Here is a 23,425-nt window from a genome sequence, read left to right as displayed (position 1 = left end):
CCTGGAGCTTCCAGAGGCCCTGTCCAACGCATGTCAGGCTCTGGGAAGCCGTGGAAGCCCCGTCAAGGCGCATAAAACAGGGATCCGGCGGCCCACCAGTTGGCAGGTCGCCGGATCCCTGTTGACGCTTCTGCGCTGTTTAGACGCCGGCGTAGGAGTGCAGGCCGTTGAAGAAGATGTTCACGATGGTGAAGTTGAAGACCACGCACAGGAAGCCGATGATCGACAGCCATGCAGAGCGCGGGCCGGTCCAGCCGCCGGTGGCGCGGGCGTGCAGGTAGCCTGCGTAGACAACCCAGATCACGAACGACCAGACTTCTTTCGGGTCCCAGCCCCAGTAGCGGCCCCAGGCGGCTTCAGCCCAGATCGCTCCGGCGATCACGGTGAAGGTCCACATGGCGAAGCCGATGGTGTTCAGGCGGTAGGCGAAGTTCTCCAGCGCGCCGGCGCCCGGCACCACGCGCATGAACGGCATCTTGTCCGGCTGGCCGTCGGCAATGCGCTTCATGCGGGAGTGCTGCATCAGCTGCAGGACGTTCATGGCGAAGCTGATGGCGAACAGGGCCGAGGCGAAGACCGCGATGGACACGTGGATGACGATCCACGGCGACTGCAGGGCAGGCACCAAGTGGCCGACCGGGGTCGGGAAGCCGATGGTGGCGCCGCAGAGCATCAGGGTCACCAAACCTGAGATGAACGCACCCATGAAACGCAGGTCCTTGAAGAACAGCGCGACGAGGTACACCACGGAAACCACCAGCGCGCCGGTGGACATGAACTCGTACATGTTGCCCCACGGCACGCGGTTCGCGGCGAACGCGCGGGCGAAGACGGCGAAGCCGTGCAGCGCGACGGCCAGGCACATCAGGACCACGGCGATGCGTGCCATCTTGCGGTTCGACGAGAGCTTGGTGTACTCCATCTTGTCAGTCACGATGTGCTCGCCGACGTTGTCCGCGCGGACCTCCTGGCCACGGCGGCCGCGGGCCGGACGGGTCACCGCGCCGGCGGAGACCAGGAGCTTCTCGTCTTCCTTCAGCGCCGCGGCGTCCATCTCGCTGATGGACTTGTTGGTCTTGGCCAGGTCCAGCGCGAAGAAGATGAAGACGACCATGTAGACCATGGCTGCCAGCAGCATGAACAGCTGGCTGTAAACGCCCAGCGTTTCATTGATTGGCTCAAGTGCAGCGTTGCTACCCATTTACGGCTCCTAGGTCCTGTTCCTGGCTTGCCAGCGGCCAAGCCTTGTCAAAGATTTTCTGCAATTCATCGGATTCACGTTCAAGCCTCGGATCCTCGCCACGGGCCAAGAGCGCGTATTCGATACTACGCCTGCCGTCCTCGTTGCGGAGCTTCACCCAGACGCGGCGGCGCGGAGTGAACATCGAGATGATCAAGCCCAGCAGCGCCAAGCCGGAGAAGATCGCGATCGGCATCTTGCCCGGATCGTAGTTCACGTCCAGGGCAATATAGCGCTTGAGGTCGTCGAAGGTGATGCTGCCCATGTTGTTGGGCAGCTCGTAGGTGTCCCCCGCACCGAGCACGATGCCGCCGGCATCGAGATTTCGGTTGTTCAGCTCCGTCATCTTTTCGGTGTCCAGCACGTACACGTTCTGCGGCTCGCCCGAGTCAAGTCCCAGGTCGCCGTAGTAGGAGTTCAGCTGGAGCTGCGGGTTGATGGCGTTCGGGTCTCCGGAGAATGCCACGTTGTCCTCGCCGACCAGGGCGGTCGGCAGCAGGAAGCCCTGGAAGCCCAGCTGCTCGGGCTTGGCGTCGGGGACCTTGATGACCATCAGCGAGGTGTACACGGAGTCCTGAGGGACGGCTACCAGCGGGCCCGAGTAGGACACGTTGCCGTCGCCGTCGCGCACGGTGACCACCGGCGCATAGCCGTTGCCCACGAGATAGACGTCCGCGCCGTCGATGCGCAGCGGGTGGTTGACCTTCAGCTCCTGCTTGACCGGTTCGGCGTCGGGATTCTCGCGGACCTGGACATGCGCGGTGAAGTCCAGCGGCTGGCCGAAGTAGTCCTTCGAATCGCGGTCGAAGATGATGTCGAACTTGTCCAGCTTCACCGAGTAGCCCTGGAGGTCGTCGGCGGAGAAATTGCTGCCGGGGCTGAAGGAGTCGTAGGAGACCAGCGAGTTCACGAAGGTCTCGCCTTCGACAACCACGCGCTGGCCGCCGTAGCCGTAGGCCTGGCCGAGGCCGGCGGACGCGAGGATGCCCAGCAGCGAGATGTGGAAGAGCAGGTTGCCGATCTCACGGGTGTAGCCGCGTTCGGCGGCGACCGAGCGGCCGGTCGCGTCTTCACGGCGTTCCACGCGGTAGCCGCGCTTCTTCAGGATCTTGTAGGCGTCATCGATCAGCTCGTCGTCGGTAGGCGTATCCGGCTGGCCCTCCATGACGTCCATGGAATGGTACTGCGGCAGCCGCTGCAGCCGGGCAGGGGTGCGCGGAGGCGGGGTGCGCAGGGCCTTGGCATGCTTCTTGATGCGCGGGGTGATGCAGCCGACCAGCGAGATGAACAGCAAGATGTAGATGGCTGAGAACCAGGCCGAGGAGTACACCTCGAACATCTGGAAGCGGTCAAGCCACGGGCCGGCTACCGGGTGCTGGTCCAGGTACTGTGCGACGAGTTCGGGGTTGACCGAACGCTGGGGGAAAATCGATCCCGGCACGGCGGCGACCGCCAGCATCAGCAACAGGAACAGCGCCGTCGGCATCGACGTCAGCTGCGTCCAAATCCACCGCAGGGATCCGACAAGGCCAAGGGCCGGGGCGTCGCCCCGGTTCTTGGCCTTCTGCTTGTTCTTCGCCATTAGATTGGCAACCTCACTTCATTGGCAAACCAGTTTTGCAGTTCAGTTACCCAGGTGCCCCACAGGCCGGTAACCATGACAAGACCCAAAAGAATCAGGAGTCCACCGCCCAGCCGCATGATCAGCAGCTGGTGGCGGCGGAAGAAGTTCAACGCCTGCATGCCGCGCTGCAGACCCAGCGCGATCAGGATGAACGGCAGCCCCAGGCCCAGGCAGTAGAACGCGGTCAGCAGCGTTCCGCGCCCGACGTTCGCATCCACGCCGGTGGACATGATCAGCACGGCGCTCAGGGTCGGGCCGATGCACGGAGCCCAGCCCAGCCCGAAGGTCAGGCCCAGCACCGGTGCGCCCCACAGGCCTGCCGGCGGCTTCCGGTGGATCTTGCGGTCGCGTTGCATGAAGGAGAATCCGCCCATGAACACGACGCCCATGAACATCACCACCAGACCCAGGACCTGGGTGACCCAGCCGCCGTTGAAGCGAAGCCATGCGGTCGCTTGGCTGAACAGCACTCCCACGGCAATGAACACCACCGAGAAGCCCAAGACGAACAGCAGCACGCCTGCCAGCACGCGTCCGCGGCGGTGGTCCTTTAGATCGGCGCCGGTCAGTCCGGTGACATAGCCCAGGTACCCGGGCACCAGCGGAAGCACGCAGGGCGAAAGGAAGGAGACCAGACCGGCCAGCAGCGCTACCGGCGCAGCCAGCAGCAGCGAACCGTCCAGAACGATGTCCGCGAATGGATTAGAGGTCAATGCTCAGCTCACAACTCTTCGGTCAGAGCGGTGCCGATCAGCGATTTCAGGGTGCTCGGCTCGACGGCCCCGATGACGCGGGCACGGACCCGGCCCTTGCGGTCCAGGATCAGCGTGGACGGGACGGCCTGCAATGGGACGTACTTGGTCATGGCCAGCTGGATGTCGCCGCTGGTGTCCTGGACTGATTCGTACGGGATCTCGAAGGTGCGTTCAAAAGCCTTGGCAGCTTCCGCTTCGTCTCGGACGTTGACGCCGAGGAAATTGACCTTGCCCTTGAATTCCTCGGCCAGTTCCTTTAGGTGAGGTGCTTCGATACGGCATGGTGCGCACGCGGCGTACCAGAAGTTCAAGACCACCGGCTGGCCCTGCCAGTCAGCGGTAGCCACCGCAGTTCCCTGATAGGTCTTGGCTTCGATTTTCACTGGATCCGTGCGCAGGTCAGGGGTGTATTCCTGCACTGCCCCGTCGCCTGCGATGTAGTTCTTGCCGTCGCCGCTGTTGGCCTGAGCGGTGAGATTATCCTCCTTGGCCGAACACGCCGCCAACGGCACCACAGCCGCCGCCACTATCAACGTACGCAACATGGTGCGCCGAGACAGCGGACGAGAATTCTGCACGGGATCAATCATTTTGCTTCAGGCTCCAGGGATGTTTGCCGCGCCCGCAAGAAGCTCGGGGCTCGGTTCGGTGTAACGCACGGAGAGGATGTCATCTCCATCGAATTCAAAGCTGGTAATTGAGGTCAGCGTGCACTCGCGCTTGCGCGGATCGTGCCACAGCGGCTTGCCTTCGGCGGCGCGCCGGGTGACCCAGATGGGAAGCTGGTGGCTGACAATCACGATTTCGACACCGTCGCCGTGCTCTTCGAGCGCGGCCTTGCGGTGGAAGTCCATGGCCTCGCGCATGCGGGCGACCTGCTCGACGTAGGGTTCGCCCCAGGACGGCTTGAGGGGGTTGACCAGCAGCGGCCAGTAGCGAGGGCTCTTCAGATGTTGCGCGACCTTGGACAGTCCCTGCAGTTGGTTGTCTGCCTCGATGACCCGGTCATCGGTGAGAATCGGCAGCTCCAGCGCCTGCGCCGCGGGGGCTGCGGTCTGCTGGGCCCGGACTAGTGGCGAGGCGACGATCCGGACGATGTTTCCACCGGAGGCCTGGTGCTTGGCGAAGTAGTCGCCGGCCCCATCGGCCATCTTGAATCCCCGCTCTGACAGGCCGAAACCGGGGATTCGTCCATAAAGAACGCGATCCGGGTTGAAAACTTCCCCGTGGCGCAGCAAATGAACAGTCGAGATTGGCATGTTTCCAGTGTCTCAAAGAATCAACCTAAAAGATGAATAATGTGCTCACCGTCAACGATTCACAGGGCTTGCATGGGAATCGCAAATGGAAAACCATCCTTTCGGATGGGGTGTATCACAAAGCTCGGCGACTAGTCTTGAGAGTACGAGAATGCACACGGAATCAGGCATGTGGAACCTTCGTGATTTCCTGCCGGTTCAACCTTTGAGGACACAGATGAGCAACTACGATCCGAACCAGCCGGGCCAGCCCTACGACCCCAATTCCGGGTCCAACGCTTCGAACCCGAATCCCTATGGACAAAACCCCTACGGCCAGAACCCGTACGGGCAGCCGCAATCCCCTGCGCCGTCGTTCGACCCCTACGGCCAGCAACAGGGAGGCTACACGCCGGTCCAGCCTCCGGCGCAGCGTCCCAAGACCCTGCAGTGGGCCTTCTTGCTGATCCTGCTCTCGGGAATCGTCAATGCCATTGCCACCTGGTTCATATTCAATTCGAACATGTTCGCCAACATGATCACCTCGCAGTGGTCGCTGTTGCAGGAGCAGATGCAGAACGACCTGCAGGCGAATCCGCAGTTGGCCGATGACCCGTTCCTCGAGCAGATGCTCAGCAGCCCCGAAGCATTCATGGCCGAGTTCAACTCCGTGATGTCCGGCTTCATGATCACCTCCGCTGTCGTCAGCATTGCCCTGTACTTCCTGGTGGGCTTCTTCGTGGGCCGCGGCGTGAGCGCCATGCGCATCATCGCCACCGTGCTGGCAGTGCTTTCGCTGCTGGGACTGTCGATGTCCATTGCCACGGTGTCCATGTTCGGTGATGCCCAGGCAGGCTTGCTGAACGCGCTGATCGTGCTGGCAGTCGGTCTCGGCGTAGCCGGCGTGGTCTTCTCCTGGTTGCGTCCATCCTCGGAATACATCGTTGCCCGACGCATGTCGCGTCGGGCCGGCTACCGCTAAAAGCGGCAGCGCAGACAACGCAGAGGCGGCCTGAACCCGGAAGGGTTCAGGCCGCCTCTGCGTTTGCCCAAAAAATTGTTATGGCTGAACGGCCAGATACGCCAAGATCTGAAGCTCGGTGGACAGGTCCACCCGGCGCAGGTTCATGCCGCGCGGAACAACCAGTGGTTTGGGCGCAAAGGACAGCACGGAATTCACGCCCAGCTCCCCCAGCTCATAGATTAGGTCCTGGGCGGCATCGCCGGGGACCGCCAGCACCGCGATATTGATCTCTTCGCGGCGTACCACCTCGGCCAGGTCGTTGCGCGACTCGACATGCAGGTTCCCGACGTCCGTGCCTACCAGGTCGGGCGAGACGTCGAGGATAGCCCTGACCTTGAAGCCGCGGGTGGTGAAGCCTGCATAGCCGCTGAGCGCTCGGCCCAGGTTGCCGGCGCCGAGGATCAGCACGCGCCAGTCCCGGTTCAGGCCCAGCGTGTTGTTGATGTGCTCCGAGAGCTCACGTACGACATAGCCCACGCCGCGGGTGCCGTAGGAACCCAACCACGACAAGTCCTTGCGCAGGATCGCTGGATTCACGCCGGATTCCTTGGCCAGCACCCCGGAGCTGGTGCGTTCCATTCCCCGTGATTCAAGGGCATTCAGCGCGCGTAGGTACTGGGTCAGGCGTGCAACCGTGGCTTCAGGAAGCACCTTTGCCTCAAGCTCGGACATGCCGCGTCCCCCCATCGGTTTGATTCCCCAAGGCACGCTGGTAGCGCGCGGTCGTGTTCATTAGCTGCTGAGCAGACGTTCAAGCCGGACCGGGTCGATGGTCCAGAAATCCCTGACCTGCCCGTCGATCATCAGCACCGGGACTTCTTCATGATGTCGCTCGAGCAGCTTCGGGTCGCCGTCGATGTCCAGCTCGGTGAACTGCATCTCCAGTCGGTTGGTGACCTCGCTGACGGTCGCCCGTGCGGCCTCGCAAAGGTGGCATCCTTGGCGTACCAGCAACTGAATTTCATGCATTGTCTTCACTCCTTCATATTCTCATGAGCCCCGACGGGTCTTAAACTTCGCAATGAAATAAACTGGAGCAAATGCCTTCCATCGATTCAGCCTCCGCGCCCGAGCCCGAGCAGCGTCCCGAAATCGTCGCCGCATTTTTCGACGTCGACAACACCCTGGTTCGCGGCGCCTCGCTCTATCTCTTGGCCCGCAAATTGCATGAACACCGGTTCTTCCGCATGCGCGAGATCCTGTGGTTCGCGCTCAAGCAGCTGCGCTTCGCGGCCCGCGGCGAGCACCTGGGTGATATCCACCAGATCCGCGACCGCGCCCTGCTCATGGCGAAGGGCATCAAGGTTTCCGAAATCGAGGAGATCGGCAACGAGATCTTCGACGAGTACATCGAGCCCAAGCTGTGGCGCGGAACCGTGGCCATCGCCCACCAGCATCTGACGGTGGGCCGCGAAGTCTGGCTCGTCACGGCCACTCCCCTTGAAGTGGCCAACGTCATCTCCGACCGGTTGAAGCTGTCCGGCGCGCTGGGCACCGTGGTGGAGAGCGTGGACGGGGTCTATACCGGAGCGCTGGCAAGCCCCATTCTCCACGCCGCGGAGAAGGCGCAGGCAGTCCGCGCCCTGGCCAAGGAACGCGGGATCAAGCTGTCCAAGTCCTGGGCCTACTCGGACTCCTACAACGACGTCCCGCTGCTCGAAGCGGTGGGGCATCCGGTCTGCATCAATCCAGATGCCCGGCTGCGCGCCTATGCCAAGCGCCGCGGCTGGCAGGTCTACGACTTCCGCACAGGACAGCGCGCCGCCAAGTTCAGCCTGAAAGCCGCTGGCGTCATCGGATTCATCTGGGCCGCCAAGCGGTCTCTCAAGGACCGCAGCGGCCGCTAGCAGGGCCCCTGCGGCTTTCTGCGGGTAAAGCAATCGCCACCGTCCAGGACAGAATCCTGATGCGGTGGCGATGAATGCCAAGCGGCAAGCTGCTCGAAGTAAATTTACTTCTTATTGCGACGCTGGTGGCGGGTCTTACGAAGCAATTTGCGGTGCTTCTTCTTCGACATACGCTTGCGGCGCTTCTTGATAACAGAGCCCATATTGGTTCCTCACAAACTAATTAAAATGCGCCAACCTCGATGCTCCCCCTGCGCCGAAGCACACGGCAAGGTTGACCGGACGTTAAACGTTCCTTAATAGATTACCCGCTTTTCGGCCATGCTCTGACCACCGCTTGGCTTATCGACCGAGGGAACCCGTGCCGCGTTGCGGATCGATTGCCGCAGACTGCAGATAGGTTTCTACGGCGTTTTCCGGAACGCGATAGGAGCGACCAAACTGAACCGCAGGCAGATCGCCCGCATGGATCAGACGATAAACCGTCATTTTGGAAACGCGCATCATGTCGGCCACCTCGGCCACCGTCATGAAACGGGCTCCTGCAAAATTCTGTTTATCCTGCATGCGGGATATTCTCCTGACGCTGATCTCTTTGTTCGTCGCGTGACTAGCACACGTGAACTTACACGACTTTGGATCAACACCGGCGATCGGATTCACGTTTGCTTTGTACCAGTCTAGTCGCACTTTCATAACTTTCGCATCACGAAACACACACGTGTCACGGACAATCCGACTTTTTACCGGGCAACGACAGCAGCCCAGAGTATCTGAAGTGTTTTCCACTTCACATACTCTGGGCTACAGGTACTCCGGCTGCTACTAGGCGCTAGATAAGGCCCTGGGCCAGCATTGCGTCAGCGACCTTGACGAAGCCCGCAATGTTGGCGCCGGCCACGTAGTTGCCCGGCATGCCGTACTCGTCCGCAGTGGCTGCGCAACGGTCGTGGATGCCAACCATGATTTCGCTCAGGCGGCGTTCGGTGTGGTTGAAGGACCACGAGTCGCGGCTGGCGTTCTGCTGCATTTCCAACGCAGAGGTGGCCACGCCGCCGGCGTTGGCGGCCTTGCCGGGGCCGAAGAGCACCCCAGCGTCCTGGAAGACCGAGGTCGCTTCCGCGGTGGTCGGCATGTTGGCGCCTTCGGCGACGGCGATGGTGCCTGCGGCAACCATCTTCTTGGCCGAGGCCGCGCCCAATTCGTTCTGGGTGGCGCATGGCAGGGCCACGGTACCCGGCACGTCCCAGACGTTGCCGCTTTCGACGTACTTGACCTTCTTGCTGCCGCGGCGTTCGGCGTACTCGGAGATGCGGCCGCGCTCGACTTCCTTGATCTGGCGCAGCAGGTCCAGGTCGATGCCGCCCTCGTCCACGATGAATCCGCCCGAGTCGGAGGCGGTAACGACATTGGCGCCCAGGGACTGAGCCTTTTCGATGGCGTGCAGGGCCACGTTGCCGGAGCCGGAGACGATGACGCGCTGGCCGTCGAAGGACAGGCCGCGGGTCTTGAGCATTTCCTCGGTGAAGATGACGGCGCCGTAGCCGGTAGCCTCCGGACGGACCAGCGAGCCGCCCCAGGACAGGCCCTTGCCGGTGAGGACGCCGGACTCGTAGCGGTTGGTGATGCGCTTGTACTGGCCGAACAGGTAGCCGATTTCGCGGCCACCGACGCCGATGTCGCCTGCAGGCACGTCGGTGTATTCGCCGATGTGGCGGTACAGCTCGGTCATGAAGGACTGGCAGAAGCGCATGACTTCGCCGTCGGACTTGCCGCGCGGGTCGAAGTCAGAGCCGCCCTTGCCGCCGCCGATTGGCATGCCGGTCAGGGAGTTCTTGAAGATCTGCTCGAAACCAAGGAACTTGACGATGCCCAGATAGACGGATGGGTGGAAGCGCAGGCCGCCCTTGTAAGGGCCCAGCGCAGAGTTGAATTCAACGCGGAAGCCGCGGTTGATCTGGACCTTGCCGTCGTCGTCGACCCAGGGAACGCGGAAAATGATCTGGCGTTCAGGTTCACACAGACGCTGCAGAATGGCGGCTTCGGCGTATTCAGGGTGCTTCAGCGATACCGCTTCAAGGCTTTCAAAAACCTCGGTGACTGCCTGGTGGAACTCTGCTTCGCCGGGATTGCGGCGGAAGACTTCGTCGCGAATCGTCGCTAAGTGCTTATCCAAGTTTCTCTCCTCATCACTTGGGGCAGGCACGGGCCGTGACGGGGCCACAAAATACCCGGCGTCACTGCCCCAGACACGAGAATGCCATGCAAGGCGATCTGAACGAAAATTTCACGTTACAAAACAGGAATGTCCGCGTAACGTAAATTTTTGGCCATTTTGTCGACCCAGCGCGCGATCCACTGGTCAAATGTCTACCGGCGGCGCCCGAAACGCGGTAGCTTGTCGAAAAATTCCTGGGCTCGGCCCGTGACTTGTTCAAGCCCGCGGCCTACACTTCGACCCAAATGCTGCGCAGCGGGCGCGGTGCCGGCGAGGTCGTCCTGGACCTCGTTGCGCGCCACCTCTTCCAGCTGCGCCGGGGAATCCGGAACCGGCAGGATATCGGCGCACCAGCCAAGCAGCACCTCGACCGCTTCGGTATCGATGCTGTAGATGCGCCGCTGCCCGGCCGCCGTCATGCTGACCAGGTTGGCCTCGCGCAGCACCTTCAGGTGCTTGGAAACCGTCGGCTGGGAAATTTCCAGCTCGGTTACCAGCGAACCCACTGCCTTGGGTTCGGATTTCAATGCTTCAATGATCCTGCGCCGCGTCGGCTCAGCCAACGCAGAAAAAACTTCGTCTATAGCCACAGACATAACCCTAGCGGCATATGACCGATCTGCAACGTAGGCATATGTCTGCGAATGGCAACAGCCTTGCAGGATTTGCCGCGTCCCGCCCCGCAGCGCTGGACGAAACGCCGGCCGCTAATCGAACCAGGGGTCCAGCCCGAACAGCGGGAACACTTCCTTGCGGGTGGCGATGATGGAGCGGTCCACCGGGTCAGCCGGGTCGTAGCCCACTTCCCAGTTGCGCCACCACAGCTGGGCGTCGTCTCCCATGAGATAAGGCATCGCCCGGCCGTAGGTTTCCAGCACGTAGCGGCGGAATTCCTCCGGAACGTAGGTGCGCAGCGGAACCGGCTTGCCGGCTACGATTGCCGTCAGGTGCGTCCAGGTGCGCGGCACGACGGCGGTGACGTTGTAGCCGCCCCCACCGGTCGCCAACCAGCGGCCTTCGCACAGTTCGTCGGCAAGCTGGGAGATGTCCATGGCCACCTGGCGCTGGGCATCCACCGAAAGCTTCAGGTTGGTCATGTCGTCATCGCGGTGCGCGTCGCATCCGTGCTGGGAGACGATCACCTCCGGCTTGAAGGCGCGCACCAGCTGCGGAACGACCGCATGGAAGGCGCGCATCCACCCGGCATCCGAGGTCATGGCCGGCACCGCGATGTTCACGGCGCTGCCCTCGGCCTTGGGCCCGCCGATCTCGTTGGCGAAGCCGGTGCCCGGGAACAGGCTCAGGCCCGATTCGTGGATGGAGATGGTCAACACGCGCTCGTCGTCCCAGAAGATCGATTCGGTGCCGTCGCCGTGATGCGCATCCACGTCGATGTACACCACGCGCTGCGCCCCGCGCTCGAGCATGCGGTGGATGGCTGCGGCGGCATCGTTGTAGATGCAGAAGCCGCTGGCCTTGCTGCGCGCGGCGTGGTGCATGCCGCCGGCGAAGTTGACGGCGCGCACGGTGGTTTCGTCCATGATCGCGTCTGCCGCGATGACCGAGCCGCCCACGATGCGGGCCGCAGCCTCGTGCATCCCGGCGAATACCGGATCGTCCTCGGTGCCCAGCCCGAAATCCTCGGCGACAATGCTCGGATCAAGGCTGACCTTGCGTACCTGGTCGATAAATGACTGGTCATGCACCGTGGCGATCACGGAGTCTTCCGCCACCGCCGGGGGCTCGATGCTGATATTCGGCGCACCCAGGACATTGAGCTGTTCGCTGAGCCGATAGGTCAGTTCCAGTCGGGCCGGATGCATCGGGTGCCAGTCGCTAAATTTGTATTTCAGGTACTTCTCGTCCCACATCACCATCGTTGGTCGTGGGGCATGCTGGGGCTCTAACACAATTTCAGGGTACCTGATCGTGATGCAACTCATGCATTTGTGGCGTCCTGATTGCTCCGGAGCCTGAGGACATGGCCGTTGGACGGGCGAAGTCGCCGTCAACCGCGTAAATTACATGGAGTAGGGTTTCCAGACATTGATCTCCTAGGGAAAGACCGAGCCTATTCCAATGAGCAGCTTGAGCGGTCCGGGCGCCGGAAGGCAGCCCGGCGAATCGCGCGGCGAGGCGCGCCGCAGGTGGCTGGCGTTGCGCACGTTGATCGCCAACTTCACCATCCGCTCTCCCGCCCGTCTGGCCTTAAGCTCCTTCCTGATCGTCATCACCCTGTTCACCTCGCTGCTGGCCGCGCCGTTCGCTTCCGCGACCGGCAAGCCCACGCCACTGCACGATGCGCTGTTCACCGCCGTGTCCTCGGTCTGCGTGACCGGGCTGACCACGGTCTCGACCGCAGAGCACTGGTCCTTCGCTGGACAGCTGGTGATGATCGTGGGCACCTTCGTCGGTGGCTTGGGCATCCTGACTCTCGCCTCGATCATGTCCCTGGCGGTCTCCCGCAAGCTCGGCGTGCGTGCGAAGCTAATGGCGCAGAACTCCATGAACACCTCTGGAGCTTCCGCGCTGGGCGAGGTCGGCTCGCTGCTGCGCATCGTGATCCTGACGGCCATCAGCCTGCAGGCGCTGATCGCGCTGCTGCTGATCCCGCGCTTCTACATCCTCGGCGAGAGCCTGCTCTCCTCCATCTGGCACGGCGTGTTCTATGCGGTCTCCGCGTTCAACAACGCAGGCTTCACGCCCCACTCCGACGGGCTGGTGCCCTACGAGACCGACCTGTGGATCCTCGGGCCGCTGATGGCCGGCGTGTTCGTCGGTTCGCTGGGCTTCCCGGTGATCATGGTGCTGCTGGCCAACCGCTTCAATACCAAGAAGTGGAACCTGCACACCAAGCTGACGCTACTGGTGACCACCATCCTGCTGGTTTCCGGCGCGCTGCTGTGGCTGCTGGCCGAATGGAACAATCCCAAGACCATCGGCACGCTGAGCATGTCGGACAAGCTGATCCATGCCTTGTTCTCCTCCGTCATGATGCGTTCGGGCGGCATGAATCTGGTGGACCAGAACGACATCCACGAAGTCACCATGCTGATCACCGACGCGATGATGTTCGCCGGCGGCGGCTCGGCCTCCACGGCCGGCGGCATCAAGGTCACCACCATCGCCGTGATGTTCCTGGCTATCATGGCCGAGGTGCGCGGCGACAGCGAGACCCGCGCCTTCGGCCGCCGCATCCCGGAGGAAACCATGCGCGTGGCCATCTCGGTGGTCGCCCTGGGCGCCTCGCTGGTCGCGCTGGCCACGGGCCTGCTGGTGACCATCGATGAAGAGGTGGGCATTTCGCGGGCGCTGTTCGAGTCCATCTCCGCCTTCGCCACGGTGGGGTTGAGCACCGGCGTCTCCCAGGAGATGCCTCCGGCCGGCAAGTACGTGCTCAGCGCCCTCATGTTCGCAGGCCGCATCGGCAGCATCACCCTGGCCAGCGCCCTGACCATGAGACATCGCGATACGCTGTACAAGCTCCCGGAAGAAAGGCCGATCATTGGCTGACAAGAACATTGACCACAACGCCCCGGTACTGGTGATCGGGCTGGGCCGCTTCGGCGCGTCCGTCGCCGAAACCCTGGTCAAGCAGGGGCGCGAGGTCCTGGCCATTGAACGCAGCCCGGAACTGGTCCAGCAGTGGGCCAGCACGCTGACCCACGTGGTCGCCGCGGACGCGACCAACATCGACGCGCTGCGCCAGCTCGGCGCGCAGGAATTCTCCTCCGCGGTGGTCGGCGTGGGCACCTCCATCGAATCCTCCGTGCTGATCACGGTGAACCTGGTGGACCTGGGCATCGAGCACCTGTGGGTCAAGGCCATCACCCCGTCCCACGGCAAGATCCTCACCCGCATCGGCGCGAACCACGTGATCTACCCCGAGGCGGATGCCGGGGTGCGCGCCGCGCACCTGGTGGGCGGTCGCATGCTCGACTTCATCGAATTCGACGACGGCTTCGCGATCGTGAAGATGTACCCGCCGAAGGAGACCCAGGGCTTCACCCTCGGCGAGTCCCAGGTTCGCTCCAAATACGGCGTCACCATTGTCGGGGTGAAGTCCCCGGGCGAGGACTTCACCTACGCGGTGCCCGACACCATGGTCACCCGGCGCGACATGCTGATCGTCTCCGGGCACGTGGATTTGCTCGAACGCTTCGCGGCGCGTCCGTAGCCCTGCCGGCTCTCAGCGCACCGGTTGCGCGGGCTCCGGCGGTATCCACCCCATCGCAGCATCAGCGCCGCGGGTGAGCAGGGCCGGGGGCGTGAGTCTCATCAGGGCATTGCGCATCGGCTGGCGCCAGCCGCCGCCAAGGTGCGCGCCGAACCGGGCCGACAGCCCGGCGGCTCTGGATAGCGCGCTGCACCGCGGCCGGCGGGCTTGGTCGAAGCCTTCAAGCGCCGCGCTGAGCGAACCGCCGGCGGCTACTGGATGGCCCACGAGCAGCCCCACGCACAGGCCGTCCTCCAACGCCGTTGCCACACCCTGGCCCATGGTCGGCAGGAAGCCGTGCGCGGCGTCGCCGATCATGACCACCCGGCCCAGCGCATAGCGCGGCACCCCGCCCGGCAGATGGTAGACATCATGGCGCAAGAGCGCTCCCGGGTCCGTGGCGGCGAGAAGCCGTTGCACGGGGTCCGCCCAACCTGCGAAACGCTCGCGGGCGGCGGCGAGCTCGTCCTCGATCACGGTGAGCTCGGGCATCGAGACGTATCCGTACCAATAGGTCTGCTCGGCGTCTACCGGCATGAAACCGAACTCTGCTTCCGCACCCCAATACTGGCGCAGCGTGCGGCCGTTCGAAATACCGGGAATCACCGCCCGCCAGCTGGAGAATCCGCTGTAGGCCAAGGTGCTGGATGGAAAAAGCTTTTCACGGATCGTGCTGCGCATGCCGTCGGCTGCCACCACCAAGTCCGCCTCGTGCCCGGCCACCTGCGCCAGCGCCCCCTCGGGGTCGCCGGGCGACACCTGGGCCACTTGAACACCGGTCAGGATTGAAACACCCTGGGCCTCCGCCCGGTGGTGAAGTGCTTGGTGCAGGCGACGCCGGTGCACGCCGGTCACCGCTACCGCTTCACGAACCACCGGGTCCTCGGGAATCGCGAGGATAGGTGTGCCCTTGGCCGTCCAGGTACCTTCGGCAACGGTCGGGAAGCCGAGCGCCCGGGCCTGCTCTGGCTCGAAGCCCAGACCCAGGAAAGCGGCCACCGCATTGCGGGACATCGCCACGCCTGCGCCGACTTCGCCAAGTTCCCCGCGGCGTTCCAGGACCGTGACCTGCCATCCCTGTCCGGCCAAAGAAATCGCCGCCGCAAGTCCTGCAATTCCGCCGCCCACGACGACTGCGCTATGGGCCATGATGCCTCCTCGGCGTCTTCTTCCTTGACTGGAAGCTACTGCCTGCCAGACGCCTTCAGGAAGGACCTTCCAAGGCGATGGCCGCCTGCTTCCGCCGGGCGCAGGCAGGGTGCCAAGCGGCTAGCCCAGTTCCCGGCTCAGCTGCGCGGCGCGTTCGGAGGCCGCGCGGGCGCCGGCCTCGATGACGGCACGGATGCCTCCCTCGTCGAAGGCGGCGATGGCCCGCTCGGTGGTGCCGTTCGGGCTGGTGACTGCCTTGCGCAGTGCCGCCGGGTCGGCATCCGGATTGGACAGCATCTTGCCGGCGCCTGCCACGGTGGCCCGGGCGATGCTGGTGGACAGCTCGGCGTCCAGCCCCAGGGCGATGCCGGCCTTGGCCATGGCTTCGGCCAAGTAGAAGGCGTAGGCAGGGCCGGAGCCGGAAATCGCTGAGAGCGCGTTCTGCTGCTCCTCGTCGATCACGTGCACGTCCCCCGAGCCGGAGAGCAGGTCGGTCACGGACTGGACCTGCGCGTGGCTGACGGTGCTTGCCGGGGAGATTCCCACTACGCCGGCGCCCACCATCAGCGGGGTATTCGGCATGGAGCGGATGACCGGCTGGCCTGCGGGCAGCTTGTCCTGCATGGAGGCCAGGGTGATGGCTGCAGCGACCGAAACCACCACGGTGCCCGGCTTCAGGGCCGGGGCGATCTCCTCGCACAGGGCGGTGATGCCCACCGGCTTCACACCCAGGAAGACCACGTCGGCGTCCGCGGCGGCGCTCCGGTTCGCCTCCTCGTCCTGTGAATTGACCAGCACGGCAATGCCCAGTTCGCGCAGCTCGTCCACGCGGTTCTCGCTGCGCACGGTGGCCGTGACCAGTTTCGGGTCGTGGCCCGAGGCCAGGATGCCGCGCAGGATGGCGCCGTTCATGGAACCGGCGCCAAGGAAGGACAGTTTCAGATTGCTGGTTGCTTCGCTCATATGGCTATTTTGCCACTGGCTTGGGATCTTTGCTGACGTTGAAGTGATCCCGGGCGAATTGCAAGGTGTTGCCCAGCCATTCTTCCTTCTGGCCGGCGTTCTTGGCCTTGCGCGTGGAGACTTCCACGGCGATCACGCCTTCCCAGTCGCTCTCATGCAGGTACTGCAGGGATTCCGAGACCCGCTGGGTTCCCAGGCCGGGGACCAGATGCTCGTCCTTGCCGTTGTCCAGGCCGTCGCACAAGTGCACGTGGGCCAGCCGGGCGCCCAGGTCCTCCATGGCCTGGCGCGAGTCCATGTTGGCGATGGCCGCGTGGGAGAAGTCCCAGGTGACGTGTTGGTAGGGCTGCGGAACGGGGTTCCAGTGCGGCAGGTACATCTTGGCCTCGCGGCCGCGGGCCCGCCATGGGTACATGTTCTCGACCGCGATCTTCATGCCGGTGCTCTCGGTGATGCGGTGCACGCCTTCGGCGAATTCCTCCGCGTAGCTGCCCTGCCAGCGGAACGGCGGGTGCGCCACCACGACGCTGGCCCCCACGGCTTGCGCGAGGATGACCGAACGCTCGATCTTGGCCCAGGCCGATCCCCACACCTGCTGGGTCAGCAGCAGGGTCGGCGCGTGGATCGCCATGATGGGCAGCTGGTACTTGTCCATCAGCGCCCGCAGCGCGGTGGCCGACTGGCTGGCCGCGTTGCCGGTGATCAGCACCTCCAAGCCGTCATAACCGACGTCTTTCGCGATGGCAAAGGCATCGTGGACCGTCAGCGGATAGACCGAGGCACTTGAAAGCGTCACCGGGACCTTCGCTGGTGAATGTGCTTCCATGGTCATGCCCTCCTAACCGAACCGGCTGACGCCGGTCGCTTATATCCGAGGATACCTAGTGTTGCGTCGCCGCCGTCTGTGGGATGGCGGAACCCAAGGCAACTTCCCCTACCCCCACGCTACTACTGAGCGGTGTCGTAGAGTCGAACATCACGTGATCAAAACGCCGGAGCATCAAACCTTCGCGCAGGGCCCACGGGCAGATGCGCACGGTCTTGAGCTTCAACGCGCTCATGGCCTCGTGCGCCACGATCGCGCCGGCCAGCAGCTGCGGCGCGCGGATCTCGGACACACCAGGCAGCTCGGAACGTTCGGCCCAGCTCATGGCGGTCAGGCGATTGGTCCAGATCTTCAGCGCGTCGCGGTGCAGCACCCGCTTGACGTAGGGTCCCTCGGTGCTCGGCGCGGCACCGGTGATGCGGGCCAGCGACCGGAAGGTCTTGGAGGTGGCGGTGGCCAGGGTGGGCTTGCCGTACTGGCGCAGCTCGGTGGTCGGGTCGGTGAGCACGTCGCGCACGTAGTTGCGCAGCTCCCGGACTTCCTTAATGCCGGGCAGGTCGTTGGGCAGCCATTCGCGGGTCAGCCGTCCGGCGCCCAGCGGCACCGAGAAGGCCACCTGCGGGAACTCGTCGGTGCCCAGGGCCAGCTCCAGGGAGCCGCCGCCCATGTCCAGGTTCAGGATGGATTCCGAGGACCAGCCGAACCAGCGGCGCACCGCGTAGAACGTCATCCCGGCTTCTTCCTCGCCGGACAGTTCCATCAGGGTGACCCCGGTGTCGTTCTTGACCCGTTCCAGCACCGCGTGGCCGTTGGAGGACTCGCGGATGGCGGAGGTGCAGAAGGCCATGAAGTCTTCCACCTGGTGGCTGCGGGCGAACTCGGCGGCCTCCGAGATGAACGAGATCAGCTCGTTCTGCCCTTCTTCGGTGATCGCGCCGTATTCGTTGAGGTAGCGCACCAGCGACAGCGGACGCTTGTGCGAGGCATAGGGCACCGGACGGGCGCCGGGGTACGCATCGACCAGCAGCAGGTGCACGGTATTGGACCCGATATCCAGTACGCCTAGTCTCATGGTGCGCTCCTCAACAGGGTGGTGCTCGGTCTACTTCTCGGTGCTCTTCGCGGCGGGCTTCTTGGCCGGAGCCTTCTTGGCTGCCGGCTTCTTGGCCGGAGCCTTCTTGGCAGGCGCCTTCTTCGCCGCGGTGCGCTTCACCGGGCCGCGGGCGCGCTTATCCGCCAGCAGCTCGATGGCCTGCTCGCGGGTCAGCTCCTCCAGAGACGTGCCGCGCGGAACGGTGATGTTGGTGACGCCGTCGGTGATGTACGGGCCGAAGCGGCCGTCCTTCACCACGATGTTCTTCTCGCTGGTCGGGTCCACGCCGAACTCCGCCAGTGGCGGCACCGCGGCGCGGCGGCCGCGCTGCTTGGGCTGCGCATAGATGGCCAGGGCCTCGTCCAGGGTGATGGTGAAGATCTGCTCCTCGCTCTCGATGGAGCGCGAGTCGCTGCCCTTCTTCAGGTACGGGCCGAAGCGGCCGTTCTGCACGGTGATCTCTTCGCCCTCGGCGTCGGTGCCCAGCACGCGCGGCAGGCTCAGCAGCTTCAGCGCGTCCTCCAGCGTCACGGTCTCAACGGACATGGACTTGAACAGGCTGCCGGTGCGCGGCTTGACCTTGGCCGGCTTCTTCGGGGGCTTGGGCTTGCCGTTCTTGTAGTATTCGACCGGCAGGGCCGCGATTTCCGCTTCGGTCAGCTCCGGGATGACCTCGGTGACGTAGGCGCCGTAGCGTCCGTCCTTGGCCACGATCTTGCGGCCGGTTTCCGGGTCCACACCCAGTTCCTTCTCCGAGACCTTGGAATTGGCGAACAGCTCCTCGGCCTTTTCCGCGGTCAGTTCGTCCGGCGCCAGGTCTTCGGGCACGTTGGCGCGCTGCGGCTCGGTGCCTTCCTCGGCGCCCTCGGGTAGGGCGCGTTCAAGGTACGGTCCGAACTTGCCCACGCGCAGCGTGATGTCGTCGGTGATCTTGATGGAGTTGATGGCTCGGGCATCGATGTCGCCCAGGTTCTCCACCACGTGCTTCAGGCCCTCGGAGTTGTCCTTGCCGAAGTAGAACAGGTTCAGCCAGTCGGTGCGGGCGCGCTGGCCCTTGGCGATCTCGTCCAGGTCGTCTTCCAGGCGGGCGGTGAAGTCGTAGTCAACGTACTGGGCGAAGTGCTCTTCGAGCAGGCGGATCACGGAGAACGCGATCCAGCTCGGGACCAGGGCGCCGCCGCGCTTGGTGACGTAGCCGCGGTCCATGATGGTGGAGATGGTCGGCGCGTAGGTCGACGGGCGGCCGATCTCGCGCTTTTCCAGCTCGGCCACGATCGAGGCCTCGGTGTAGCGGGCCGGCGGGGTGGTTTCGTGGCCCAGCGCGGTCAGCTCGTCGCCGGCCAGCTGCTGGCCGGTAGCCAGCTGCGGCAGGCGGGCTTCGGCGTTCTCGGACTCCGCGTTCTCCGAGCGCTCCTGGTCCTTGCCCTCCTCGTAGGCGGACAGGAAGCCGCGGAAGGTGATCACGGTGCCGGAGGCGGAGAATTCGGCCACACGGGAGTCGCTGGCGGTGCCGGCGAGCTTGATGGTGGCGGTGAAACCCTTGGCGTCGGCCATCTGGGAGGCGACGGTGCGCTTCCAGATCAGCTCGTAGAGGGTGTATTCGTCCTTGGACAGCGAGGAGCGCACGTCGGTCGGGCGGCGGAACATGTCGCCGGCCGGGCGGATGGCTTCGTGGGCTTCCTGGGCGGCGTCGGACTTGGCCTTGTAGACACGCGGTTTGTCCGGCACGGATTCCGCGCCGTAGAGCTCGGTGGCCTGCTTGCGCGCCGCGGTGACTGCCTCGTTGGACAGGAACACCGAGTCGGTACGCATGTAGGTGATGTAGCCGTTTTCATACAGGCGCTGGGCGATCTGCATGGTCAGCTTGGAGCTCCAGCGCAGCTTGCGGCTGGCTTCCTGCTGCAGCGTGGAGGTGGTGAACGGGGCCGCCGGACGGCGGGTGTACGGCTTGTCCTCGACCGAGGTGACGGCGAAGTCGGTGTTGGCCAGGTTCGCCACCAGGGACTCGGCCGAGGCCTGGTCCAGATGCGCCAGCTTGGTGCGGGCGGTCTTGAGCTGGCCGCGGTCGTCGAAGTCGCGGCCGGAGGCAACGCGGGCGCCGTCCACTGCCGAGAGCTTGGCGGCGAAGGATTCGCCGTTGGAGGTGGCGAAGGTGCCCTTGATGTCCCAGTAGCCGGCGGAGATGAACGCCATGCGCTCGCGCTCGCGCTCCACGACCAGTCGGGTGGCCACGGACTGCACACGGCCGGCGGACAGGCCGCGGGCGACCTTGCGCCAGAGCACCGGGGAGATCTCGTAGCCGTAGAGGCGGTCCAGCACGCGGCGGGTTTCCTGCGCGTCGACCAGGTCGGTGTCCAGCTCGCGCATGTTCTCCAGTGCGCGGGCGATGCCTTCCTTGGTGATTTCGGTGAACGCCAGGCGGCGTACCGGAACCTTGGGCTTCAGGACCTGCAGCAGGTGCCACGCGATGGCTTCGCCTTCGCGGTCCGCATCGGTTGCGAGGTAGAGTTCGTCGGCTTCCTTGAGCTTTGCCTTCAGCTCGGAGACGCGCTTCTTCTTGTCCGGGTAGACGACATAATACGGCTCGAAGTCGTTGTCCAGGTCCACGGCGAACTTGCCGACCGAGGTCTTTTTCAGCTCGGTTGGAAGCTCCGAGGGCTGCGGAAGATCACGGATGTGGCCCACCGAGGCGTCCACATCGAAGCCCTCACCCAAATACTTGGCGATCGACTTCACCTTGGCAGGAGACTCGACGATGACGAGTTTCTTACCGGTCTTTTCCTTGGCCTTGGCGGGCACGGCTCTCCTTCAGACAACGCGGCATGCCGGAGCCCCTTGCGGGGTGCCCCTCATGCCGCCAGCGCAGCTTTGACTCATTGAGCCTGCAGTGCCAGGCCCAATTCCCGATGATATTACACCGAAAATCAAAAGATCCTGCGCCAGACATATTTCTAGGACTTGGCCTCCCCGACGCTCGGGTACTCGGGAAGCAACGAGATTAAGTAGAACATACGCTGTGAGTCGATGCTGCGTTCCTCGGCTGTGGCCATGGCTTCATACTCGTAGACCAGGTCCAGCAGGCGGCGGTTGAATTGAAGCTGTTTTTCCTCGGAAAGGAAGACCAATCCGCTTGTCAGCATGGGCGGCCTGTCCGGAGACGGGGCGATGCCCGCCTTCGCTTCCGCCTCGCGGCGCTGCACCTCGTCATTCAAGCGCGTCCTGAATGCGTTCAACTGCACATTCAGGTAGGCGGTCTTGGCGTTGGCCGAGTCGATCTGGGTGTTCAGCTCCAGGCGCTCGCCCGCGGCGCGCCAGCGGCGCTCCCGGGCGTCGCCCTCGCTGGCGGCACGGATGACGTAGCCGTATTTCTCCAGCGCGCGCAGGTGGTAGCTCATGGCGCTGGGTGTCAGATCGCACAGCGACGCCAGCTCCGTGGCGGTGCGCGTGGTCTGTGAAGCGAAAAGTTCGTCAAGCACGATCAGACGTGCATCGTGAGCCAGGGCCCGGATCGCCTGCGGATCGGTTATGGAGACGACGTGCGGCACGGTGCCGTTGCCGTCCTGCGTCGCCAAAGCGTGCTCCTGGTGTGTGTTCCCTGTCATACCGAAAAACTTTAGCGCTTGTTTCACATTTTTCGAAGCAAGCCATGTCGCAATAGTCGTGACACCGCTTCATAAAGCCGTTCGGTGAAGTCTTCCTCCCCTTCCCCGATCAATGAATCAAGGGCATTGACCAGCTGCGCGACCGACAAATCGCCGTCGCAGGCCGAGGCGAAACCCGCCTGCGCAGTGTCCAGCAGCTCGGTGCGCCGCAGCCCCGCACCCTGGCGCAGCAGGATCACTCCGGGATGCTCGGCCCCCGGACGCTGGTGGCGTTCTTCGGTGACGTCATCGGCCACGAGCAGGTGCCAGTCGCGGAAAGCCTCGCCGGCCGCGGCCAGTTCGTCGGCCATCGCGATGTCGCGCTGCAGCGTCCCGGCCACCGGCTGCTCGATGGGGTGGGTGATCTGCTCGAAGCGGCGGAGGGTTGCCGCGCCGGTAGCGGCCTTGCGGAAATACACCAGCCCGAAGCCGATGGCCCCGACCCCGCGTGATTCGAAATCATCCAGGTAGGCGTTGTAGGCGGCGGCGTACGAGGAGCTGTCCTCGGTCTGCGAGGCGTCGCGCAGCCAGGTTTCGGCGTAGACGCTCGGGGTGGCCTGTTCGCGCTCGATGACCCACACGTCAAGGTCCTCGGGGAACCAGCTCTTGACCCGGCGGTCCCATGGCTCATTCGAATCGTCATCCAGACGATGAATCTCCCAGTTCGAGAGCATCTGCATCGATGCGCCCGGGTTCAGGTAGTCCCCCGCCTGGGCGATCAGCGTGCTGACCAGACGGTCCCCTGACATGCCGCCGTCACGGTAGGTGAAGCGGTCCTTTTCACGCTCGGTGGCGCGGCGCGGGGTGATCACGAACGGCGGGTTGGAGGCGATCAAGTCGAACTTCTGACCGGCGACCGGCTCGAAGAGGCTTCCGCGCAGCAGGCTGACACGGTCCTGGAGATTGCGCGGATCCAGCTTCAGCACCTTGTGGTTCAGCAGCAGGTTGAACCGGGTGAATGCCAGCGCCCTGGCCGACAGATCGGTGGCAGTGACGTGGTTGGCGTGGCCCAGCAGGTGGAAGAGCTGGATGCCGCAGCCGGTCCCCAGATCCAGCGCGCGGTCGACCTTTTCGCGCAGGGTGATCTGGGCCAGGGTCAGCGAGGCCTGCCCGATGCCCAGCACGTGGTCGGTGCGCAGCACCCCGGGGCGCTGGTGCGCACCGAGGTCGTGGGCAACCCACAGCTCGCCGTCGGCGTCCGAGGAATGCAAGGTCAGCGCAACGGTGGCCCGGTACCCCGAGGCCCACGGCTCGATCAGGCCGAGCTTCAGCAGCCCGTCGACCTTCAGGCTCGGGAACGCCTTGTTCAGCGCCGCGGCCTCCTCGGTCCGGCCCAGCTGGAAGATCCGGAAGGCGCAGGCCAGTTCCGTGTCGGCGGCGTCGCGCTCGATCACGCGCAGGGCCGGCAGGATCTGGTCGCGGGCCAGCGCTGCGGAGGCTTCTTCGCCCAGCATCTGCGAAACCTCGTCGTAGCTGAACCCGATAGCGGTCAGGTCTTCGGCGAGTCGTTCGAGCAGCTGCAGATCTGAACTCTGCGGGGCGTCTTCAAGGGCTGAAAATTCGGCGGCATTCACGCCAACCAGTCTACCGA

The 23,425-nt window shown here is 64.1% G+C and carries 23 protein-coding genes; 4 read left to right on the top strand and 19 right to left on the bottom strand.

What is annotated here, in order from left to right; translation table 11 throughout:
* Positions 1–139 precede the first annotated feature (139 nt).
* Genes ccsB through ATC04_RS05285 form a run of 5 tightly spaced genes read right to left on the bottom strand, consistent with a single transcriptional unit; the run spans position 140 to position 4,878 of the window.
* Positions 140–1,201: a c-type cytochrome biogenesis protein CcsB gene (gene ccsB, locus ATC04_RS05305; protein ID WP_047119808.1), complete on the bottom strand. Its 1,062-nt coding sequence runs from the start codon at positions 1,199–1,201 to the stop codon at positions 140–142.
* The gene (locus ATC04_RS05300; protein ID WP_047119809.1) at positions 1,194–2,822 is read right to left on the bottom strand and encodes a cytochrome c biogenesis protein ResB; all 1,629 of its coding nucleotides are present in this window, start codon (positions 2,820–2,822) and stop codon (positions 1,194–1,196) included. Before ATC04_RS05300 ends, ccsB begins: the two co-directional genes overlap by 8 nt.
* Positions 2,822–3,577 (bottom strand): cytochrome c biogenesis protein CcdA, encoded by a 756-nt coding sequence (locus tag ATC04_RS05295; protein ID WP_047119810.1) that lies wholly within the window; start codon positions 3,575–3,577, stop codon positions 2,822–2,824. Before ATC04_RS05295 ends, ATC04_RS05300 begins: the two co-directional genes overlap by 1 nt.
* 8 nt (positions 3,578–3,585) lie before the next feature.
* Entirely contained in the window at positions 3,586–4,209 is a 624-nt protein-coding gene (locus ATC04_RS05290) for a TlpA disulfide reductase family protein (RefSeq protein ID WP_183043073.1), read from the bottom strand.
* A 6-nt stretch (positions 4,210–4,215) separates the two neighbouring features.
* Positions 4,216–4,878, bottom strand: a complete 663-nt coding sequence (locus ATC04_RS05285; protein WP_047119811.1) for a histidine phosphatase family protein — start codon at positions 4,876–4,878, stop codon at positions 4,216–4,218.
* Positions 4,879–5,095: 217 nt separating this feature from the next.
* Here ATC04_RS05285 and ATC04_RS05280 point away from each other — a divergent pair, with 217 nt between their 5' ends.
* Complete coding sequence (locus ATC04_RS05280; RefSeq protein WP_047119812.1) at positions 5,096–5,839, top strand: hypothetical protein; 744 nt, start codon at positions 5,096–5,098, stop codon at positions 5,837–5,839.
* A 78-nt stretch (positions 5,840–5,917) separates the two neighbouring features.
* On the opposite strand, the gene ATC04_RS05275 is transcribed toward ATC04_RS05280, so the two are convergent.
* Entirely contained in the window at positions 5,918–6,553 is a 636-nt protein-coding gene (locus tag ATC04_RS05275) for a redox-sensing transcriptional repressor Rex (RefSeq protein ID WP_082124070.1), read from the bottom strand.
* 60 nt (positions 6,554–6,613) lie between these two features.
* Positions 6,614–6,850 carry a glutaredoxin family protein gene (locus ATC04_RS05270; protein WP_047119814.1) on the bottom strand — a complete coding sequence of 79 codons (237 nt, stop codon included), beginning with the start codon at positions 6,848–6,850 and terminating at the stop codon, positions 6,614–6,616.
* A gap of 71 nt (positions 6,851–6,921) precedes the next feature.
* Between ATC04_RS05270 and ATC04_RS05265 the strand changes: the two genes are divergently transcribed.
* The gene (locus ATC04_RS05265) at positions 6,922–7,728 is read left to right on the top strand and encodes an HAD-IB family hydrolase (protein WP_047119815.1); all 807 of its coding nucleotides are present in this window, start codon (positions 6,922–6,924) and stop codon (positions 7,726–7,728) included.
* Between the two features lie 104 nt (positions 7,729–7,832).
* On the opposite strand, the gene ATC04_RS18715 is transcribed toward ATC04_RS05265, so the two are convergent.
* The 5 genes from ATC04_RS18715 to ATC04_RS05245 all read right to left on the bottom strand — a co-directional run bounded on the left by ATC04_RS18715 (position 7,833) and on the right by ATC04_RS05245 (position 11,823).
* Positions 7,833–7,931, bottom strand: a complete 99-nt coding sequence (locus tag ATC04_RS18715) for an AURKAIP1/COX24 domain-containing protein (RefSeq protein WP_005504750.1) — start codon at positions 7,929–7,931, stop codon at positions 7,833–7,835.
* Between the two features lie 139 nt (positions 7,932–8,070).
* Positions 8,071–8,295 (bottom strand): helix-turn-helix domain-containing protein, encoded by a 225-nt coding sequence (locus tag ATC04_RS05260; RefSeq protein ID WP_047119816.1) that lies wholly within the window; start codon positions 8,293–8,295, stop codon positions 8,071–8,073.
* A gap of 265 nt (positions 8,296–8,560) precedes the next feature.
* The gene (gene gdhA, locus ATC04_RS05255) at positions 8,561–9,904 is read right to left on the bottom strand and encodes an NADP-specific glutamate dehydrogenase (RefSeq protein ID WP_047119817.1); all 1,344 of its coding nucleotides are present in this window, start codon (positions 9,902–9,904) and stop codon (positions 8,561–8,563) included.
* Positions 9,905–10,098: 194 nt separating this feature from the next.
* Positions 10,099–10,542, bottom strand: a complete 444-nt coding sequence (locus ATC04_RS05250; protein ID WP_047119818.1) for a metalloregulator ArsR/SmtB family transcription factor — start codon at positions 10,540–10,542, stop codon at positions 10,099–10,101.
* Positions 10,543–10,653: 111 nt separating this feature from the next.
* A complete protein-coding gene (locus tag ATC04_RS05245) occupies positions 10,654–11,823 on the bottom strand; it encodes an acetoin utilization protein AcuC (RefSeq protein ID WP_047119819.1) in 1,170 nt (389 codons plus the stop codon).
* 202 nt (positions 11,824–12,025) lie between these two features.
* On the opposite strand from ATC04_RS05245, the gene ATC04_RS05240 reads away from it, so the two are divergent.
* Both ATC04_RS05240 and ATC04_RS05235 read left to right on the top strand, forming a co-directional pair.
* On the top strand, positions 12,026–13,459 hold the full coding sequence (locus ATC04_RS05240) for a potassium transporter TrkG (RefSeq protein ID WP_047119820.1): 1,434 nt from the start codon (positions 12,026–12,028) through the stop codon (positions 13,457–13,459).
* Complete coding sequence (locus ATC04_RS05235; protein WP_047119821.1) at positions 13,452–14,123, top strand: TrkA family potassium uptake protein; 672 nt, start codon at positions 13,452–13,454, stop codon at positions 14,121–14,123. The genes ATC04_RS05240 and ATC04_RS05235 overlap by 8 nt, the downstream gene beginning before the upstream one ends.
* A 12-nt stretch (positions 14,124–14,135) precedes the next feature.
* On the opposite strand, the gene ATC04_RS05230 is transcribed toward ATC04_RS05235, so the two are convergent.
* From ATC04_RS05230 to ATC04_RS05200, 7 genes are all read right to left on the bottom strand, one after another.
* Positions 14,136–15,311, bottom strand: coding sequence for an FAD-dependent oxidoreductase (locus ATC04_RS05230; protein WP_047119822.1), 1,176 nt, complete (start codon positions 15,309–15,311; stop codon positions 14,136–14,138).
* A gap of 120 nt (positions 15,312–15,431) precedes the next feature.
* Positions 15,432–16,274 (bottom strand): pyrroline-5-carboxylate reductase, encoded by an 843-nt coding sequence (proC, locus tag ATC04_RS05225; RefSeq protein WP_047119823.1) that lies wholly within the window; start codon positions 16,272–16,274, stop codon positions 15,432–15,434.
* Positions 16,275–16,278: 4 nt separating this feature from the next.
* A complete protein-coding gene (locus ATC04_RS05220) occupies positions 16,279–17,100 on the bottom strand; it encodes a sugar phosphate isomerase/epimerase (RefSeq protein WP_181728120.1) in 822 nt (273 codons plus the stop codon).
* A gap of 55 nt (positions 17,101–17,155) precedes the next feature.
* Entirely contained in the window at positions 17,156–18,172 is a 1,017-nt protein-coding gene (locus ATC04_RS05215) for a Ppx/GppA phosphatase family protein (protein ID WP_047119825.1), read from the bottom strand.
* A gap of 30 nt (positions 18,173–18,202) precedes the next feature.
* Entirely contained in the window at positions 18,203–20,992 is a 2,790-nt protein-coding gene (gene topA, locus ATC04_RS05210) for a type I DNA topoisomerase (protein WP_047119826.1), read from the bottom strand.
* A 152-nt stretch (positions 20,993–21,144) separates the two neighbouring features.
* Positions 21,145–21,795, bottom strand: coding sequence for a helix-turn-helix domain-containing protein (locus ATC04_RS05205; RefSeq protein WP_052772456.1), 651 nt, complete (start codon positions 21,793–21,795; stop codon positions 21,145–21,147).
* A 23-nt stretch (positions 21,796–21,818) separates the two neighbouring features.
* Positions 21,819–23,408 (bottom strand): methyltransferase, encoded by a 1,590-nt coding sequence (locus ATC04_RS05200; protein ID WP_047119828.1) that lies wholly within the window; start codon positions 23,406–23,408, stop codon positions 21,819–21,821.
* Between the last annotated feature and the right edge of the window lie 17 nt (positions 23,409–23,425).

The sequence above is a fragment of the Arthrobacter sp. YC-RL1 genome (assembly GCF_001454985.1).
Taxonomy (GTDB): domain Bacteria; phylum Actinomycetota; class Actinomycetes; order Actinomycetales; family Micrococcaceae; genus Glutamicibacter; species Glutamicibacter soli.
The sequence above is the reverse complement of the archived record's forward strand: the minus strand, read 5'-3'. Positions and strand labels throughout refer to the sequence as shown.

Bases quoted from the DNA above. Each gene is read 5' to 3' on its own strand.
- ATC04_RS05240 (WP_047119820.1), top strand. From the start codon at position 12,026: ATGAGCAGCTTGAGCGGTCCGGGCGCCGGAAGGCAGCCCGGCGAATCG.
- ATC04_RS05300 (WP_047119809.1), bottom strand. From the start codon at position 2,822: ATGGCGAAGAACAAGCAGAAGGCCAAGAACCGGGGCGACGCCCCGGCC.
- ATC04_RS05220 (WP_181728120.1), bottom strand. From the start codon at position 17,100: ATGGAAGCACATTCACCAGCGAAGGTCCCGGTGACGCTTTCAAGTGCC.
- ATC04_RS05265 (WP_047119815.1), top strand. From the start codon at position 6,922: ATGCCTTCCATCGATTCAGCCTCCGCGCCCGAGCCCGAGCAGCGTCCC.
- ATC04_RS05215 (WP_047119825.1), bottom strand. From the start codon at position 18,172: ATGAGACTAGGCGTACTGGATATCGGGTCCAATACCGTGCACCTGCTG.
- ATC04_RS18715 (WP_005504750.1), bottom strand. From the start codon at position 7,931: ATGGGCTCTGTTATCAAGAAGCGCCGCAAGCGTATGTCGAAGAAGAAG.
- ATC04_RS05280 (WP_047119812.1), top strand. From the start codon at position 5,096: ATGAGCAACTACGATCCGAACCAGCCGGGCCAGCCCTACGACCCCAAT.
- ATC04_RS05270 (WP_047119814.1), bottom strand. From the start codon at position 6,850: ATGCATGAAATTCAGTTGCTGGTACGCCAAGGATGCCACCTTTGCGAG.
- proC (WP_047119823.1), bottom strand. From the start codon at position 16,274: ATGAGCGAAGCAACCAGCAATCTGAAACTGTCCTTCCTTGGCGCCGGT.
- ATC04_RS05245 (WP_047119819.1), bottom strand. From the start codon at position 11,823: ATGGTGATGTGGGACGAGAAGTACCTGAAATACAAATTTAGCGACTGG.
- ATC04_RS05290 (WP_183043073.1), bottom strand. From the start codon at position 4,209: ATGATTGATCCCGTGCAGAATTCTCGTCCGCTGTCTCGGCGCACCATG.
- ATC04_RS05275 (WP_082124070.1), bottom strand. From the start codon at position 6,553: ATGTCCGAGCTTGAGGCAAAGGTGCTTCCTGAAGCCACGGTTGCACGC.
- ATC04_RS05285 (WP_047119811.1), bottom strand. From the start codon at position 4,878: ATGCCAATCTCGACTGTTCATTTGCTGCGCCACGGGGAAGTTTTCAAC.
- ccsB (WP_047119808.1), bottom strand. From the start codon at position 1,201: ATGGGTAGCAACGCTGCACTTGAGCCAATCAATGAAACGCTGGGCGTT.
- ATC04_RS05260 (WP_047119816.1), bottom strand. From the start codon at position 8,295: ATGCAGGATAAACAGAATTTTGCAGGAGCCCGTTTCATGACGGTGGCC.
- ATC04_RS05250 (WP_047119818.1), bottom strand. From the start codon at position 10,542: ATGTCTGTGGCTATAGACGAAGTTTTTTCTGCGTTGGCTGAGCCGACG.
- ATC04_RS05205 (WP_052772456.1), bottom strand. From the start codon at position 21,795: ATGACAGGGAACACACACCAGGAGCACGCTTTGGCGACGCAGGACGGC.
- ATC04_RS05230 (WP_047119822.1), bottom strand. From the start codon at position 15,311: ATGGCCCATAGCGCAGTCGTCGTGGGCGGCGGAATTGCAGGACTTGCG.